Here is a 14,295-nt window from a genome sequence, read left to right on the forward strand (position 1 = left end):
AGGTGGACGACTTTTACGCCGCCCGCAGCAGGACTATCCCGCCGCTACCGTGGTCGAATATTGCTCCGCCGTTCTCATCGAGGCGGGCGTCGCTGCCCACATCAAATGACAAAGACGCACGAATGCTTTGACTGCGGCTGTCATCGACATCTTTGCCGGTAGTGAGATTTTTGCCGTAGCCGCTTCGATCGCCGACCTTCGCAGCAATCCGCGCTCGCACGCCTTCACCAAGGGGGCCGCCTACCGCGCCTTCGAGGGAAAGAGCATCGTAGTTGCCGAAGCCTGCACGGATGTAGCCTCCAAGATAGTCTTCCGGCTTCCGGCTGATGACGTTGATCGATCCGCCCGTGGCGTTGCGTCCGTAGAGCGTTCCTTGCGGACCGCGCAGAACCTCCACGCGCTCGACATCGAAGAATGTGCCGATCTGTGCGGCAGGCCGGCCGATATAAATCCCGTCGAGGTGGTAGGCGATCCGACCTTCCGCCCCCGGATTGATGGTGTCGAAGCCAATGCCCCTGATTGCAAAGCGGGCCGAGCCCCCGAATACGCCGAGATCCACGTTAGGCACAGCCTCTGCCAGTCCCGTGATCGACACGATTTGCCGGTCTTGTAAGCTGTCGCCCGAAAGCGCTGTGATCGACAGGGAGGTATCCTGCAGACTCTCTTCGCGCCGCTGCGCCGTAACCACGATCTCGTTGAGACCGCTGGGCGCAGAACGGCTCTGCGCCCGCTCATTCTCGTAATCGCTCTGAGCGTAAGCATGCCCTGACAGCAGCATGGCCAAACTGGTAGAAGCCAGTGCGGTCGCTCCAATCCGCTTGATCATTACCCTCTCCTAAATTTGCCTTTTTTCGCGGCTCGTTCTGTTAAATCTATTCTGTAAAGTCCCATGCCGCGCGCCCCGCGGTTACCTTTCAAACGGCCGGGGTCGCTGACACCAGCGTCACAGCTAAAACGCACGGCTTGTCGCCCTTCACACTCCAGCTGTGCACGGTGCCGCGCTGAACGAGCGCGTCTCCCCGCCTCAAGCGGATGGTCTCGGTGTCAAGCACCGCGTCGATCTCGCCTTCCAGGATGACGATGTAATCGATGGTGTCCGTTTTATGGCGCAGCGGATCGCTTGATCCGTCGTCATGCGCTCCACCCGCCGCAACGGAATCAAATGCAGTGGAGACGTCGACTTTATCGAGCCAGTCACCGTCCGGCGGAAATTCAACGATCCGAAAAATTGACCCGCCCGTCATCGGCTCCAGTCGCACCGGACGATTAACAGCATCATCTGTCCCACTATTGTCCGCTGGGGAACTAACAGTCTCCCAAAGGTCGGTAAGAACCAGACCCGGCATCGAGTCCATCTCTTTCACTTGCCCGTTTTTGTCATCGAAAATGACAGTCGACCGGCCGTTTTCATCATGGCCCGTAACGACCCGCCTGATGCTCCAAACCATCGTGGCCCCTCCATTGTTGCCATTTCGATAGGTTACAAAATTGAACTGTGCAACGGTTTTTTTGAACAAGCGTTCAATTATATTGATCAATTGGTCTGCAGGCGCTAATGCTCCGGGAACAAGACAAGACAAGGCGGAGAGCAGCCCCATGAATTTCCTGCACAACAGCTGGTATTGCGTTGGATGGTCACTCAATCACGGCGACGGACCTGTCGGGATCAAGCTGCTTAATCGTGAACTGGTTCTGTTTCGGAGGTCTGACGGCACAATCGCCTGCATCGATGGCATATGCCCACACCGTTTCGCGCCATTATCGCGCGGCGAGGTTTGCAACGACGTGATTCAGTGCGGTTATCACGGGCTGGAATTCGATGGCGAAGGCCGCTGCGTGCGCAACCCTCATGGCAGCGGGACGATCGCGCCGAATGCGCATTTGAACTCATACCCGGTCGTCGAGAAGAGCGGGGCCATCTGGGTCTGGATGGGCGGAAAGGGCGCTGCCGATCCTGCCGAAATTCCAGAATTCGATTTCGTTCACGATCGCAAGAATTGGGCCGGGGCGACAGGTTACCTCAAGATCGATGCGAACTATCAGCTACTGATCGATAACCTTCTCGATCTGACGCACGCCACCTATATCCATGCCAATACGGTCGGCGTCGGTACGGACAAGTGGGAGGGTGAAACCCGGATCGACTATGACTTTAGCGCTAGTGGGAAGGTCATCAATTCCGATTATATATGGCGCAACAGCCCGCCCACCCCGCTACTTCGCGAATTTTCGGAAAGGTCCGCTGGCGACATCCATGTGCCCATGCGGCTTTACCTAGCCTCCAGCCTGATCCTCAACATTGCCATGTGCGACAGGGGCGCCCCACCCGAAACGGGAGACCAGATGCCGAGCGCGCACCTGTTGGCTCCCGAGACTGAAAACACTACCCACTACTTCTACGCGATTGCACGTGACGATAAGCTGGACGACGCTGAAATCACTGCGCGTATGATCAAACTGGTCGAACAGGCTTTTGTCGATGAAGACGCTCCGATGATCGAAGACATCGCTGAGATCATGGACAACCGCGAATTCTTCGCAATGCGTCCACTCATTTTGGAGACGGACAAAGCAGCCATCCACGCGAGGCGCACTCTGGCAAAGTTGATCCGAAACGAATTAGACAATACCGCATCGCCCACCGATGGCGCTGCTCAAAAAAAGGTTGAAGAAAGTGCTTGAGCCGATGATGATCGAGGCAGAACGGCTATGAGCGGAGCACGTAAGCGCAGCGGCGCCGAAGAAAGCACGCAGGAACGGATTTTAAACGCCGCCGAACAACTTTTCGCCTATTCAGGCTTGGACGGCACATCAGTCCGCCAGATCGCCGACAAGGCTGATGTCCAAGTCGGACTCATCAACTATTATTTCGGCAGCAAGGAAGGTCTGTACAGGGCCGTTTTCACGACACGCGCGCCAGTGGTCGTAGAAGAACGACGCATCGGCCTTCGCATGGCTGCGCTGGAAAAAGATCCGCACCGCAGGCTCGAGTTGATTGTGAAAGCGATCATAGTGCCGATGCTGAACATGCGCTCGCGCGACGGCTCCAACCATTTCAGCCAGCTTCTGGCTCGCGAACCGCGCGATCCCCGCTCTGTTGAGCGGGGAATCATTGCCGAGATTTTCGATCCGATCGCTCTAGAGATCATCGAAAGCCTCAAAGAGATCTGGCCCGATCGATCGGATGCAGAAGTGCACTGGGCCTACCAAATGATCATTGGTGTCATGATGTACATAATGTCTGACCACGGCCGGATTTCGCGCCTTAGTGGAGGTGCGGCCGATCCCAAAAATGCTGATGAAACACTCCGAATTATCCTGCCGCTTGTGATGCAGGGAATTGAGGGAAAACCGACCGGCTAGACCCGCAGCTCATTGGCTGCCACGCAACTGGAGACCAGCTATGAAATTCGTAACTTACGACGCGGGCGAAGGCCCCGTCGTCGGAGCCATTGTCGTGTCCGGCATCCTGGACCTTGGCGCAGAGGCCGCCAGACAGGGTACTGAGGCACCGACCTCTATGCAGTCTCTGATCGAAGGTGGCCGAACGTCCCTCGACCAAGTTCAACAGCTTGTAGACGGCTACGACCCCGCCAATTGTCGGAATAGGGACAGCGTCCACTTGCTCGCTCCCCTGCCACGGCCAGTACGGTTTCGCGATTGCTGTCTTTTCTTGGAGCATCTCGAGAAATCGTTCGGCTTGATCAGCCAAAAGCTTGATCCTGAGTACAGGCAGCAAGTTGTCTATTACAACGGCGACAACGTTCATGTGTTCGGAGACAATGATGTCATAAATTGGCCCAGCAACTCGCACGAGATGGATTACGAACTCGAATGGGCGATAGTGATAGGCAAGGGGGGCGCCGACATTCCGCGCGAACGCGCACGGGATCACATCTTCGGATACACGATCCTGAACGATTGGTCGGCACGCGACGTTCAGATCCCGTTTATGAGATGTGGACTTGGGCCTGCTGCGGGGAAGGACTTTGCCAACAGCTTTGGCCCATGCATCGTCACCCCTGACGAGTTCGACAATCCCTACAATCTTGAAATGACCGCCCGCGTGAATGGCAAGCTTTGGTCTCAAGGCAATACTGCCTCGATGCATTGGAGCTTCGAGGATGCCATCGCGAAGTTGAGCGTTGACCGCCCCCTAGTGCCTGGCGAAATTCTGGGGTCCGGGACGGTGCTGGATGGTTGTGGCTTTGAGCTCGGACGCAGACTTCGTGACGGGGACCGGGTCGAACTTTCGGTCGAGGGTATCGGCACGCTCACCAATCTCGTCCGGATGTATTCCGCGCAAAACGACGATGCACACCATGAATCTTGACGTTGATCTAAGAGGGAAGACCGCGCTCGTAACCGGTGCATCCAGCGGGCTAGGTGTGCATTTCGCGGGTGTTCTGGCGAATGCCGGCGCAAAAATCATCCTGGCTGCGCGCAGTAGGGCCAAATTGGAAGCCGTGTCTTCCAGGATCATTTCCGCAGGAGGTGAGGCCGAAGCAATTCCCCTGGACGTGTCGAGCCCTGAAAGCGTCAACATGATCGCACCATATATGGAACACGTCGACATTGTGGTGAACAATGCCGGGATCGTCCGTGAGGCCACGCTGCTGGATATGTCCGAAGACGACTGGGACGCGGTTCTCGATACGAACGCGAAAGGAATTTTCCTGACGACCCAATTGGCGGCGCGCGCAATGAAGGCACATGGGCGTGGCGGATCGATTATCAACGTAGCCTCGATCTTGGCGCTGCGTCAGGCCGGCATGGTGACTTCTTATGCTGCCTCGAAAGCTGCAGCGATACAGCTCACCAAGACATCCGCACTCGAACTGGCGCGTTATGGCATACGCGTAAACGCGCTTGCCCCAGGATATTTCGACACCGAACTCAATGCAGACTTTTTTCAGAGCGAGAACGGGCGCGCCCTGATCAAACGCATTCCCCAGCGCCGGTTGGGCAGACCGGAGGATCTTGACGGTCCGCTGCTGCTGCTGGCATCGGACGCATCCGCCTACATGACCGGATCGGTGATCGAAGTCGACGGCGGTCATCTGGTAGGCTCGCTTTGATCGCCGTTCCCGACCGCGCGCTTGAAATCGGCGCGCGGGTAGAGAAATTCGTCCGCGAAGTCGTCATTCCTTACGAAAAGGATGACCGGCGCGACCACCACGGCGCGCCGCTGGACGAAATGGTCAACGAGATGCGCGAAAAGGCCCGCGCCGCCGGCGTGATGACGCCGCACATCCTCGACGACGGTTCTCACCTCACGCAGGTCGAGACGGCATATGTCCTGATCAAGTCCGGCCTGTCGCCGCTGGGCCCGCTGGCCTGCAACACGATGGCACCGGACGAAGGCAACATGTACCTACTGGGCCATGTCGGTTCGCCCGAACTGAAGGACCGATTCCTGAAGGACATGGTTTCGGGCCACGCCCGCAGCGCATTCTTCATGACCGAACCTGCCGAATGGGGCGGTGCGGGTTCCGACCCGTCGATGATGAAGTCGACTTGCCGCAAGGACGGCAATCACTGGGTCATCAACGGCAAGAAGACCTTCATCACCGGCGCAGACGGCGCCAAGGTCGGCATCGTCATGGCTGCGTCCGAGGAAGAGGATTCCAAGGGCGGCGCATGCATGTTCCTGGTCGACCTGCCCGATCCGGCGATCAAGATCGTGGACGTGCCGAACACCATCGACAACTCGATGCCCGGCAGCCATGCCACCATCGATATCGAAAACCTGCGCGTTCCCGCAGATCAGCTGCTGGGCCAGCCGGGCGAAGGGTTCAAGTACGCCCAGATCCGCCTCTCGCCTGCACGCCTGTCGCACTGCATGCGCTGGCTGGGCTGCTGCATCCGCGCGCAGGAAATCGCCACCGACTACGCCTGCCGCCGCGAGGCGTTCCGCAAGACGCTGATCGATCACGAGGGCGTGGGCTTCATGCTTGCGCAGAACAAGATCGACATCCAGCAGGCCGAACTGATGATCTACTGGTGTGCCAGCGTTCTGGACACCGGCGATCTGGGCACGACCGAAAGCTCCATGGCCAAGGTCGCCGTGTCTGAAGCGCTGATGCGCATTGCCGACAACTGCGTGCAGGTCATGGGCGGCACCGGCGTGACCGACAAGACCGTGGTCGAGCAGATCTTCCGCGAAGTGCGCGCCTTCCGTATCTACGACGGCCCGACCGAAGTCCACAAATGGTCGCTCGCCAAGAAGATCAAGCGCGCATGGCGCGATGCGCAGGCCCAAGATGGCTGAGACGATTGCAGAGGCCAACACCGGCACCACGCCGGTGCGCGAAGGTTACGAGGTCGATCTGGGCCGCCTGAGCACGTGGATGGAAGCCAATGTCGAAGGCTTTTCCGGGCCGCTGACGATCGAGCAGTTCAAGGGCGGCCAGTCGAACCCGACCTACAAGCTGACGACGCCGGACGCGAAATACGTCCTGCGCCGCAAGCCGCCGGGCGAACTGCTGAAAGGCGCGCACGCGGTGGAGCGTGAGGCCAAGGTCATGACCGGACTCGGCAAGGCGGGCTTCCCCGTGCCCAAGGTCTACGGCATCTGCACCGATGACGATGTCATCGGCACATGGTTCTTCGTGATGGACATGGTCGAAGGCCGCATCTTCTGGGACGCGACGTTCCCCGAGGTCACCCGCGAGGACCGTCCTGCCTATTTCGACGCCATGAACAAGGTCATGGCGGACCTCCACAAGGTCGATTACGAGGCTGTCGGCCTTGGCGACTATGGCAAGCCCGGAAACTACTTCGCGCGCCAGATCGGCCGCTGGTCCAAGCAGTACCTCGCCGACGAGGAAGCAGGCCGTAACGACGACATGGACCGCCTTGTCGCATGGCTGCCCGAGAACATTCCGGCCGGTGACGAGACCACCGTCGTCCACGGCGACATGCGCTGCGACAACATGATCTTCCACCCGACAGAACCGCGCGTTCTGGCGGTGCTGGACTGGGAACTGTCGACGCTGGGCCATCCGCTGGCGGACTTCGCCTATCACGCGATGATGTACCACATGCCGCCCGACATCGTGGCGGGGCTGGAAGGCGCGGACCTGAAGGCACTGAACATCCCGAGCGAGGACGAATACGTCGCCGCCTATTGCGAGCGCATGGGACGCGAGAGCATCCCCAACTGGGACTTCTACGTCGCCTTCCAGTTCTTCCGGCTGGCCGCGATCTTCCACGGCATCAAGGGCCGCGTAATCCGCGGCACGGCTGCCAATGCGCAGGCGAAGGAACGGGCCGAGGCCTTCCCCCGCCTCGCCCGATTGGCGGCAGAGGCGATGGATCGCTGCTCCTGATACGAAAAGAGCCGCCGGTCACCCCGGCGGCTCTTTCATTTTCAGCCTAGCGGCCTGATCAGCCGAGCTTGCGAACCGGGTCGCTGCCGTCCCAGTTCACCGAAGCTTCCTTGATCATCGCGAACAGTTCGGGGCCGCCGGCGCCAAGCTGAACGAATTCGACGATACCGCCTGCGCCGAAGCCAGGATCGGCGTAAATGACGTAACCATCTTCACCTACCTTGCCTTCGACCACGATCGTCGCGCCTGCCGCTTCCACGGCCTTGCGAGCGTCCTCGATGTCGTCGACCACCTGGCAGACGTGGTGCAGCCTGTCGTGCACCTTGTATTTGCCGGTGTAGTGGGCTGGCGCATCGTTTTCGGGACGCACCAGTTCCACCTGAATGTCGCCCCAATAGGCGATGGCGACGGTGAAGACCGCGTCGGTCGGCTGACCCAGACAGGTCATGTCGCCCAGCCGGATATTCTCCAGCATGTAGAACGGGCCGACGCCCATCGTCTCGGTCCAGTACTTGACCGCGGCGTCGAAATCCTCGGGCAGGTAGGCCTGCTGCATGATCGGACCGAGATCGGCGATCGAGTTTGCTGTCGGCATGGCAGCCTCCCTTAAGCGAACAGCTCTTCGGGGTTTTCGAGAAGCCCCTTGAACGTCTTGAGGAACTGCGCGCCCAGCGCACCGTCGATGGCGCGGTGGTCGACCGACAGGGTGAACGAAATCATCGTCGCGAACTCGATACCGCCGTCATCGGTTTCGACCGCGCGACGCTCTGCCCCGCCAACGGCGAGGATCGCGCCCTGCGGCGGATTGATGATGGCATCGAAATTCTCGATCCCGAACATGCCGAGGTTGGAAACGGTGAACGTGCCGCCGTCCATTTCCTCGAAGCCCAGCTTGCCCTCACCGGCCTTGCCGATCAGCTCCTTGGTCTTGGCCGCGATCTGGTCGATCCGCATGCGATCTGCCTGGCGCACGATCGGCGTGACGAGACCCTTGGGGCTGGCCACTGCAACCGCGATGTCGGCGTGCGGGAAGGAATGAATCTCCTCACCATGCAGTTGCACGTTGACGTCGGGATGCGCGGCAAGCGCCTTGGCGGCGGCCATGACGACGTAGTCATTGACCGATGCCTTGGTGCCCAACACGAGGTTCGCCGTCTTGCGCAGTTCCAGCATCTTGTCCGCCTTGACGCTGACGCGCAGGTAGAAATGCGGGATGTTCTGCTTGGCCGCGGTAAGCCGCTTGGCCACGACCTTGCGGATCTTGTCGAAGGGGATGACCTTCGCCTCGTTCGGCACGGCCTGGAACGGCGCACCGAAAGCTGCAGGTGCCGACGAACCGCTGTCTTCCGGAACCTTGGCGAGGACGTCCTTCTTCGAGATACGCCCACGCGCGCCCGTTCCCTTGATCGAGCCGAGTTCGATCCCGTGGATAGCCGCGATGCGGCGCGCCAGCGGCGATGCGAAAACGTCGGTTTCTTCAGGAAGAACAGCCGTGCCCTTGGGCGATGCCGTCGAAGGCCCGCGCAGAGCCTGCTGCACGTCCTGGAACGTGATGCGGCCGCCGCGGCCCGAACCCTCGATGTCCGAAATGTCGACGCCTTCGGCCTCGGCAAGTTTAAGCGCCTCGGGGCTGATCGGGCGATTGGTGTCGATCGTGATCGCCTTGGGCTTGTCTTCGTGCCCCTCGATCGCGGCTTCCTTGGGCTCGCCTTCCTTCTTCTTCTGCTTTCCCTCGGCAACGCCGCCCTGCGCGGGAACGAAGTCGTTCGCGAACTGCGCGATTTCCTCGTCACTGGCAGAGCCGTCGTCGAACACGGCCAGAAGCGCGCCGACCGGTTCGGGCTGGTCGCTGCTGGGCACGACGATCTTGCGAACGGTCGCGTCGTATTCGGCTTCGACCTCGTTGGTGATCTTGTCCGTTTCGATCAGGCAGATCAGGTCGCCCTTGGAAAAAGACTCGCCCTCGCCGAACTTCCATTCGGCGATGGTCCCTTCCGTCATCTCGATGCCCCATTTCGGCATCGTGAAAGCACGTATCTTAGACATTATCCGTGCCTCCTCAATTGTAGGCCAGCGCCTTGCGGACGGCGGCCTCGATCTTGTCGGGGTTCGGCAGGTAGGCGCTTTCCAGTTCGCGTGCGAACGGGATCGGGGTGTGCGGAGCAGTGACCATCTCGATCGGCGCCTTGAGGCTGGCGAAGGCCTTGTTCGCGACGATCGCGGCAAGGTCGGTCGCGAGGCTGCAACGCGGCGGAGCTTCGTCGACGATAACGAGACGGCCGGTAACCTCGACCGAATCGAGGATCGCTTCCTCGTCCAGCGGGCTGGTCGTGCGAAGGTCGATGACGTCCGCGCCGATGCCGTCTTCCGCCAGCTTGTCGGCAGCGCCCTCGGCCATGCCGACCATCATGCCGGTGGCAAGGATCGTCACATCCTGGCCCGCACGGGTAAGGCGCGCGTGGCCGAAGGGGATGGTGAAGTCCGGATCGTCGGGCACTTCGCCCTTCATGCCGTAGAGCGCCTTGTGCTCCATGAAGATGACCGGGTCATCGTCACGGATTGCCTGGCGCATCAGGCCCGCAACGTCCGCCGGAGTGGACGGCATGACGACCTTTAGCCCGGGCATACCGGTCAGGATGCCGTGCGGGCTCTGGCTGTGCTGGGCCGCGGCGTTGTAGCCTGCGCCATAGATGCAGCGGATGATCGCCGGACACTTTGTCTTGCCGCCGAACATGTAGCGGAACTTGGCGATCTGGTTCCAGATCTGGTCGAGGCTGACGCCGATGAAGTCGGCGAACATCAGTTCGGCGATCGGGCGCTTGCCCGACAGCGCAAGGCCGCCCGCCGCGCCGACGATGGCGCTTTCCGAAATCGGGGTGTCGATCACGCGATCGGGGCCGAATGCCTCGTAGAAGCCGCCACTGGTCGACCAGATGCCGCCGATGGCTTCGGGGCCGCCTGCGGTGCCCATGCCGCCAACGACGTCTTCGCCAAGGACGACGACGTTGGGGTCGCGTTTCATTTCTTCAAAGATGGTGTCACGAACGGCGTCGCGATACATTTTCCGTGCCATTGTTTCGCTCTCCGCTCAGTAATCGATGTAGACGTCGACGAGGACATCTTCTGCGGTGGGTCGTTCGGCACTTCGGGCCGATTCAACCGCCTTCTCGATCCGGCTGGCGACTTCTGCGTCGATCTTGTCGAGGTCCGCGCCTTCGAGCAGCTTTGCCTCGGTCACGGTCTCGCGGAACTTCTTGATGCAGTCACGCTCGGCGCGGATGCGGTCCAGCTCTCCCTTGGCGCGGTAACGCTGCGGATCGCCTTCGAAGTGGCCGTAGAAACGTTCGGTATCGAACTCGACCGCGGCAGGACCGTTGCCCGCGCGGACATATTCGAGCACTTCGCGCATGGTATCGTGAACTGCGCTGAAATCGGTGCCGTCGGCGCGCCAGACCTTCATGCCGAAGGCTTCGGCGCGGCTGGCGATGTCCTTGTCGGTGCCGACCGCATATTCAAAGCCGGTGTGTTCGGAATAGTGGTTGTTCTCGAACACGAAGATCGCCGGGGCATGGGTCACGACGGCCATGTTCATGGCCTCGAACGTGGTGCCCTGGTTACAGGCGCCGTCGCCAGAAAAGGCGATGGAAACCTTGAGGTTGCCGTTCTCGTCCTTGCCGTCGATCTTGGCGGCAATGGCCGCGCCAACCGCAATCGGCGCGCCTGCGCCGACGATGCCGTTGGCGCCCAGCATGCCCTTGTCGACATCGGCGATATGCATCGAGCCGCCCTTGCCCTTGCACAGGCCTTCGCGGCTGCCCCAGATTTCCTTCATCATGCCTTCGACATCGCAGCCCTTGGCAAGGCAGTGCCCGTGGCCGCGGTGGGTCGAGACGATCTTGTCATCGTCGGACAGGTGTTCGCACACTCCGACAGCGACGGCTTCCTGCCCCGCGTAGAGGTGGGTGAAGCCGGCAATTTCGCCCTTCGCGATCTCGTCGTGGAGGAAATCCTCGAAATCGCGGATGATCTTCATCCTGCGATAGGACTCCAGCAGGTCTTCACGGCTGAGTTGCATTTATCTCTCCCGAGTATGGATTCTTGTTAGAGGCCAAGCACCGTCTTGGCGATGATCGTGCGCTGGACTTCGTCGGTACCACCGAAGATCGTCCATGCACGGCTGTTGAGATAGCGCGCTGCGGCAACTTGCGCCTTTTCGCAGCGGAACGGAGCCGGCGCGTTCTCGCCATAGAGCGGGCGCGCGGTCGGCAACTGAAGCCCGGCCGGACCGAACAGGTCGACGGCCAGCAGATCCACATCTTGCCGCAGGTTCGATGCCAGCAGCTTGGTCAGCGAGGTCTGGGGACCCGGCTTCTGCCCCTTGGCAATGCGCGACAGGATCTTCAGTTCGATCACTTCGAGCGACTGGACGCCGAGACGCAGCCTCGCCATGCGGCGACGCCAGTCGAGATCATCGACCAGCTTGCCGCCACGGCCATCGGGCACGTCCTTCGACATTTCCTCGATCTGGTCGAGGTCGAACAGCAGCTTGGGCGCATGGCACGAACCACCGCGTTCGTTTTCCAGCAGGAACTTGGCGATCGTCCAGCCCTGCCCCTCTTCGCCGACAAGGTCGTCGGCAGGGACTTCGACGTCTTCCATGAAGACCTGGTTCACTTCATGATCGCCCGCCAGCGTCAGGATCGGGCGCACCGAGATGCCCGGCTGGTCCATGTCGACAAGGAAGAAACTGATGCCGGCCTGCTTCTTCACGGTCGCGTCGGTGCGGGCGAGCACGAACATCTTGTTCGCCCAGTGCGCGTGCGTGGTCCAGATTTTCGAACCGTTCAGGACGTACTTGTCACCCTGTTTGACCGCGCGGGTCTGCAGCGAGGCAAGGTCCGAACCGGCGTTGGGTTCGGAGAAGCCCTGACACCAGTAATCATCGCCCGCGAGGATGCGGGGCAGGTACTTGTCCTTCTGCTCCTGCGTGCCGAAATTGAAGATGACCGGCGCGACGAGTTTCAAGCCCAGAACGGTCAGGTTCGGCGCCCCTGCAAGCGCGCATTCCTTTTCGAAGATATAGCGCTGCACCGGGGTCCAGCCCGTGCCGCCGTCTTCCTTCGGCCACTGGTAACCCAGCCAGCCCTGTTCGTTGAGAACCGCGTTCCAGTCCTGCCCGATGTCGGGTTCGACGAACACCGTCGGCGAACTGGCCGCACCCTCGCGTATGCGATCGGTCAGGTTGTTCTTCAGAAAGTCGCGGACTTCCTCGCGGAAGCTTTCCTCTTCCGGGGTCAGCTCGATATCCATCTCAACGCTCCAAGATGGTCACCGCGGACACGCCGGGTGCACCATAGACATGACTGTAAGCGGTCTTGGGATCGCCCGGCACCTGCCGTGCGCCGCCCTGTCCGCGCAATTGAACAACGTTTTCGTAAACCTGGCGCAGGCCCGACGCGCCGATCGGTTCGCCGCAGGCAAGGCAGCCGCCATCGGTGTTGACCGGCAGCTTGCCGCCGATCTCGGTCAGGCCCTCGGCCAGCCACTTTTCCTGATCGCCATCGGCGCAAAACCCGTTTTCGGCCATGTGCATCAGTTCGGCGCCTGCCTCGGTGTCCTGAAGCTGGGCGACATCGATGTCTTCGGGGCCGACGCCTGCGATGGCAAAGGCATCGCGGCTGGCGATGTTGGTCGCACTGCCGCCGCGCTCGATATCGACCGACGGTGCGAAGACCTCGAAGCTGCCCGGGGGGCGGGTGCGCATCGTCGCGGCCTTCAGGCGGACCATCGGCACGCCCAGTTCGCGAGCCTTCTTTTCGCTACCGAGGATGAGCGCGACCCCCCCTTCGGCGGGCGAGCAGAACATGTATTTCGAATAAGGGTCCGAGACCATCGGAGCCTCGAGGATTTCCTCCAGCGGCACTGGCTGGCGGCGCCATGCATGGGGCGCTTTTTCGCCGTTGCGGAACGCCTTTTCGGACACGCGGCCCAGCGTTTCGCGGCTGATGCCGTTGAGGTGCATGTAACGCATGATCTTGTTCGCGAAGAACTGCGTCGTGACCATGTAGCCCGCATCACCATACCATTCAGGCAGGTTATATTCGGACGGCTTGGCGTCGAACGCGCCGCGCGGGTGCTTGTCGAAACCGACGGCAAGGCCGATGTCGCACTCACCCGACTTGATCGCCATCTGCGCCGAGAACAGCGCCGAACCGCCCGCCGCGCAGCCGTTGCGCACGTTGATGAACTGGACGCCGGTCAGCCCGAGCTGGTCGACCATCGTGTCGGGATTGCCCGCGGCATCCGACGCACCATAAGCGAACTGAACGTCATTCCATTCCAGCCCTGCGTCCGAAAGCGCCTGGCGCACCGCGAAGACGCCTTGGTCCACGCCGGTCATGCCTTCTGTCCGGCCGAAGGGATGGATCCCGATACCCAATACGAAAACGTCGCCCATTATGCAGCCTCCGCCGGGCGGAACGCCGGGATCATGACCGGATCGGTCGCATCGGGGTCAAGCGGGGTCGGCGTGAATTCAAGCGGCATGCCAATCTCGATATCGTCGAAGTCGACGTCGACCAGCCGCGCCTCGACGATGGTTTCGCCGGGCAGCTCGACATAGGCGACAGGGAACGGGGTGAACGCCTCGGGCCCGGCATAAGGCGGGCTTTTCGGGCGGAAACGCTGGATCGTGTAGCTCCACAGCGTACCACTGCGCGACAGGGGAACGGGTTCGAAACGATCGCTCTCAGGGCAGGGAAAAACGATACGGCCGCTATCGCGATCCTTCCCGCCGACAAGACGTGGCTGGGGCTCGCTCGTGAACAGGCCTTCGGCGATCGCTTTCATCTGTCTCCCCTCCGGCGTCGGCGTGGTTGCCGACTTGAGTCGCTTTGTGTCTCCACGGTTAAAGCGCAATCGGCGGACCTGCGCAGGCTCCTAAAAACGCTAGGCACTTGTCGCA

Annotated in this window: 15 protein-coding genes; 6 read left to right on the top strand and 9 right to left on the bottom strand. The window is 60.9% G+C overall.

Translation table 11 applies throughout. The annotated features are described in order from the left end of the window. Positions 1–13 precede the first annotated feature (13 nt). Both KIH45_RS03895 and KIH45_RS03900 read right to left on the bottom strand, forming a co-directional pair. Positions 14–826: a TonB-dependent receptor gene (locus tag KIH45_RS03895; RefSeq protein ID WP_213174708.1), complete on the bottom strand. Its 813-nt coding sequence runs from the start codon at positions 824–826 to the stop codon at positions 14–16. Positions 827–914: 88 nt separating this feature from the next. After that, the gene (locus KIH45_RS03900) at positions 915–1,598 is read right to left on the bottom strand and encodes a cupin domain-containing protein (RefSeq protein ID WP_213174709.1); all 684 of its coding nucleotides are present in this window, start codon (positions 1,596–1,598) and stop codon (positions 915–917) included. Here KIH45_RS03900 and KIH45_RS03905 point away from each other — a divergent pair. The 6 genes from KIH45_RS03905 to KIH45_RS03930 are packed head-to-tail and all read left to right on the top strand — an operon-like array spanning position 1,597 to position 7,331. After that, the gene (locus KIH45_RS03905; RefSeq protein WP_213174710.1) at positions 1,597–2,682 is read left to right on the top strand and encodes an aromatic ring-hydroxylating oxygenase subunit alpha; all 1,086 of its coding nucleotides are present in this window, start codon (positions 1,597–1,599) and stop codon (positions 2,680–2,682) included. The genes KIH45_RS03900 and KIH45_RS03905 overlap by 2 nt on opposite strands. A gap of 27 nt (positions 2,683–2,709) precedes the next feature. Further along, a complete protein-coding gene (locus tag KIH45_RS03910) occupies positions 2,710–3,363 on the top strand; it encodes a TetR/AcrR family transcriptional regulator (protein WP_213174711.1) in 654 nt (217 codons plus the stop codon). A 40-nt stretch (positions 3,364–3,403) separates the two neighbouring features. Then, positions 3,404–4,333 carry a fumarylacetoacetate hydrolase family protein gene (locus tag KIH45_RS03915; protein ID WP_213174712.1) on the top strand — a complete coding sequence of 310 codons (930 nt, stop codon included), beginning with the start codon at positions 3,404–3,406 and terminating at the stop codon, positions 4,331–4,333. Then, positions 4,323–5,078: an SDR family NAD(P)-dependent oxidoreductase gene (locus KIH45_RS03920; RefSeq protein WP_213174713.1), complete on the top strand. Its 756-nt coding sequence runs from the start codon at positions 4,323–4,325 to the stop codon at positions 5,076–5,078. The genes KIH45_RS03915 and KIH45_RS03920 overlap by 11 nt, the downstream gene beginning before the upstream one ends. Next, complete coding sequence (locus KIH45_RS03925) at positions 5,075–6,271, top strand: acyl-CoA dehydrogenase family protein (RefSeq protein WP_213174714.1); 1,197 nt, start codon at positions 5,075–5,077, stop codon at positions 6,269–6,271. Before KIH45_RS03920 ends, KIH45_RS03925 begins: the two co-directional genes overlap by 4 nt. Beyond that, positions 6,264–7,331 (top strand): phosphotransferase, encoded by a 1,068-nt coding sequence (locus KIH45_RS03930; protein ID WP_213174715.1) that lies wholly within the window; start codon positions 6,264–6,266, stop codon positions 7,329–7,331. The genes KIH45_RS03925 and KIH45_RS03930 overlap by 8 nt, the downstream gene beginning before the upstream one ends. 58 nt (positions 7,332–7,389) lie before the next feature. Here the strand turns inward: KIH45_RS03930 and KIH45_RS03935 are convergent, their stop codons facing one another. From KIH45_RS03935 to KIH45_RS03965, 7 genes are read right to left on the bottom strand one after another with little or no spacing between them, the layout of a single operon-like run. Then, on the bottom strand, positions 7,390–7,926 hold the full coding sequence (locus tag KIH45_RS03935; protein WP_213174716.1) for a VOC family protein: 537 nt from the start codon (positions 7,924–7,926) through the stop codon (positions 7,390–7,392). Positions 7,927–7,937: 11 nt separating this feature from the next. After that, on the bottom strand, positions 7,938–9,377 hold the full coding sequence (locus KIH45_RS03940) for a 2-oxo acid dehydrogenase subunit E2 (RefSeq protein WP_213174717.1): 1,440 nt from the start codon (positions 9,375–9,377) through the stop codon (positions 7,938–7,940). Between the two features lie 13 nt (positions 9,378–9,390). Further along, positions 9,391–10,404, bottom strand: coding sequence for an alpha-ketoacid dehydrogenase subunit beta (locus tag KIH45_RS03945; RefSeq protein WP_213174718.1), 1,014 nt, complete (start codon positions 10,402–10,404; stop codon positions 9,391–9,393). A gap of 15 nt (positions 10,405–10,419) precedes the next feature. Then, complete coding sequence (locus KIH45_RS03950) at positions 10,420–11,406, bottom strand: thiamine pyrophosphate-dependent dehydrogenase E1 component subunit alpha (RefSeq protein ID WP_213174719.1); 987 nt, start codon at positions 11,404–11,406, stop codon at positions 10,420–10,422. A 26-nt stretch (positions 11,407–11,432) separates the two neighbouring features. Then, positions 11,433–12,641 carry an acyl-CoA dehydrogenase family protein gene (locus tag KIH45_RS03955; protein ID WP_213174720.1) on the bottom strand — a complete coding sequence of 403 codons (1,209 nt, stop codon included), beginning with the start codon at positions 12,639–12,641 and terminating at the stop codon, positions 11,433–11,435. A 1-nt stretch (position 12,642) separates the two neighbouring features. Continuing rightward, on the bottom strand, positions 12,643–13,791 hold the full coding sequence (locus tag KIH45_RS03960) for a thiolase family protein (protein ID WP_213175346.1): 1,149 nt from the start codon (positions 13,789–13,791) through the stop codon (positions 12,643–12,645). Further along, the gene (locus KIH45_RS03965; protein WP_213174721.1) at positions 13,788–14,180 is read right to left on the bottom strand and encodes a Zn-ribbon domain-containing OB-fold protein; all 393 of its coding nucleotides are present in this window, start codon (positions 14,178–14,180) and stop codon (positions 13,788–13,790) included. The genes KIH45_RS03960 and KIH45_RS03965 overlap by 4 nt, the downstream gene beginning before the upstream one ends. Positions 14,181–14,295: the final 115 nt, after the last annotated feature.

The organism is Croceicoccus gelatinilyticus (assembly GCF_018398395.1).
Classification (GTDB): Bacteria; Pseudomonadota; Alphaproteobacteria; order Sphingomonadales; family Sphingomonadaceae; genus Croceicoccus; species Croceicoccus gelatinilyticus.

Excerpts from the sequence above, each read along its gene's own strand:
- KIH45_RS03895 (WP_213174708.1), bottom strand. The coding sequence starts at position 826 with ATGATCAAGCGGATTGGAGCGACCGCACTGGCTTCTACCAGTTTGGCC.
- KIH45_RS03905 (WP_213174710.1), top strand. The coding sequence starts at position 1,597 with ATGAATTTCCTGCACAACAGCTGGTATTGCGTTGGATGGTCACTCAAT.
- KIH45_RS03900 (WP_213174709.1), bottom strand. The coding sequence starts at position 1,598 with ATGGGGCTGCTCTCCGCCTTGTCTTGTCTTGTTCCCGGAGCATTAGCG.
- KIH45_RS03910 (WP_213174711.1), top strand. The coding sequence starts at position 2,710 with ATGAGCGGAGCACGTAAGCGCAGCGGCGCCGAAGAAAGCACGCAGGAA.
- KIH45_RS03915 (WP_213174712.1), top strand. The coding sequence starts at position 3,404 with ATGAAATTCGTAACTTACGACGCGGGCGAAGGCCCCGTCGTCGGAGCC.
- KIH45_RS03920 (WP_213174713.1), top strand. The coding sequence starts at position 4,323 with ATGAATCTTGACGTTGATCTAAGAGGGAAGACCGCGCTCGTAACCGGT.
- KIH45_RS03930 (WP_213174715.1), top strand. The coding sequence starts at position 6,264 with ATGGCTGAGACGATTGCAGAGGCCAACACCGGCACCACGCCGGTGCGC.
- KIH45_RS03935 (WP_213174716.1), bottom strand. The coding sequence starts at position 7,926 with ATGCCGACAGCAAACTCGATCGCCGATCTCGGTCCGATCATGCAGCAG.
- KIH45_RS03940 (WP_213174717.1), bottom strand. The coding sequence starts at position 9,377 with ATGTCTAAGATACGTGCTTTCACGATGCCGAAATGGGGCATCGAGATG.
- KIH45_RS03945 (WP_213174718.1), bottom strand. The coding sequence starts at position 10,404 with ATGGCACGGAAAATGTATCGCGACGCCGTTCGTGACACCATCTTTGAA.
- KIH45_RS03950 (WP_213174719.1), bottom strand. The coding sequence starts at position 11,406 with ATGCAACTCAGCCGTGAAGACCTGCTGGAGTCCTATCGCAGGATGAAG.
- KIH45_RS03955 (WP_213174720.1), bottom strand. The coding sequence starts at position 12,641 with ATGGATATCGAGCTGACCCCGGAAGAGGAAAGCTTCCGCGAGGAAGTC.
- KIH45_RS03965 (WP_213174721.1), bottom strand. The coding sequence starts at position 14,180 with ATGAAAGCGATCGCCGAAGGCCTGTTCACGAGCGAGCCCCAGCCACGT.